The following is a 1491-nucleotide window of genomic DNA, read 5'->3' on the forward strand; positions in this document are numbered from 1 at the left end:
AACCCCGCCACCGCTTTGCCCCCCCGTTCCCCGGCCAAAAGCCGCTGGGAAGCCGGCCAGTTTTGGCTTGCCTCTTGGAGCTGCTGCAGGTGGGCAAACACCTGTACCGCTTCTGCTCCTGCTGCCAGCGCTGTGGCAATGGTGGTGGTGGCCCGCAGCACATCAATGGCCACCGCACACTCCGGGATCCCAGATGAAGGCACCTGTTCGGGCGTATAGAAGTGGAAAAAACGCATGGGGGAAGAGGTAACGTCAGAACTCACGCCGGGCGAACACCAACACTGCCAGAATCAGCAGCAAAAGGGTGTAAACCAAGCCGTACAGTGCATCTCCGAGAAGTTCTGCTGGGGGCGGAACTTGGCCGTAAACCGCAGCATCTCTCAAATTGAGGCGCTCCAAATCCGGCAGGATCAAATAAATCACCTCAAACAGTTTGCCAAATCCGGCATCTTTCACCAGCTTGCTCAGTTGCAGCAGGGCGCGGCTGGCATGGCCCATCAGGAACAGGGCAATGGTGTAGAGGGTGGCCAGAATCGAGGAAGTGAAAACCCCGAACAGCAGGGCTGCGGCAACAATCAGCACCAGCTCTAAGAAAGTGAAGACTGTTGCCCAGAGAATGGCCAAAAGGGGGATCGGGGCCTGCACCAGCAGCAAGCTCAGCAGAAACACAACCGTCATCAGCAGCACCAGCACCGACAGCAGCGCCGATAGGCCCAGATGCTTGCCGACAATGAACTCTGCCCGGCTCATGGGTTTGGCGATCAGCACATACACCGTGCGTTTTTCAATCTCCTTATTCACCAGCCCTGTGCCCACGAAAATGGCCACGATCAGGCCGAAGAAGTGAATGGCCGCCAACCCCAGGTCGGCAATGATTTTGTTGTGGGCCTGGTTGGCCACCTGCGGGATCAAAACAGTGGCTCCCAGCATGGCCACCGCAAATACCATCACCAGGTAGAGAATCCGATCCCGAATCGTTTCCCGGAAAACGTTGTGGGCAATGGCCACCACGCGCGACGCATCCATGACTGAACCCAAAGCTGTGATGATCCGACTGATACACTGGTAACAGATCCAGCCTTTATTCTATGCAGTTCCAGGCCCATATTCAGATTCACCTACGCCCCTCTGTTCTCGATCCCGCCGGGGCTGCGGTTCAGTCCAGCTTGCATCAGCTGGGGCATACCCAGGTACAGCAGGTGCGCATTGGCAAGCATATCCAACTGCAGCTAGAGGCCCCCGACGCCGAGACCGCCCACCGCCAGGTGGATGAGCTGTGCCATCAACTGCTGGCCAACCCGGTGATTGAGACTTATCAAATCCAAGTGGCTGCCATCGGTGGTTAATTTGATGGGTTCACGCGATTTGGGGTTGATCTGATGGCCATTCCAAAAATACCCCCAACCCCTCTTCCATCCCTCTAATCTGACCATCTTCTTTCCTCTCACTTAAGGGATCCCAATGGCCGGCGTGAGGTTTGGCATTGTTGTT

Annotated in this window: 3 protein-coding genes; 1 reads left to right on the plus strand and 2 read right to left on the minus strand. The window is 56.5% G+C overall.

The genetic code is table 11. The annotated features are described in order from the left end of the window. Both NW837_RS07120 and NW837_RS07125 read right to left on the minus strand, forming a co-directional pair. Positions 1–236: 2-phosphosulfolactate phosphatase (locus NW837_RS07120; protein WP_414330215.1), on the minus strand; the 236-nt coding region annotated here is incomplete at its 3' end. A gap of 16 nt (positions 237–252) precedes the next feature. Continuing rightward, on the minus strand, positions 253–1026 hold the full coding sequence (locus NW837_RS07125; RefSeq protein WP_414330211.1) for an ABC transporter permease: 774 nt from the start codon (positions 1024–1026) through the stop codon (positions 253–255). Between the two features lie 62 nt (positions 1027–1088). Between NW837_RS07125 and purS the strand changes: the two genes are divergently transcribed. Then, positions 1089–1346 carry a phosphoribosylformylglycinamidine synthase subunit PurS gene (purS, locus tag NW837_RS07130; protein WP_414330213.1) on the plus strand — a complete coding sequence of 86 codons (258 nt, stop codon included), beginning with the start codon at positions 1089–1091 and terminating at the stop codon, positions 1344–1346. The last annotated feature ends 145 nt before the right edge of the window (positions 1347–1491 follow it).

The organism is Synechococcus sp. R6-10, from assembly GCF_047461815.1.
Classification (GTDB): domain Bacteria; phylum Cyanobacteriota; class Cyanobacteriia; order Thermostichales; family Thermostichaceae; genus Thermostichus.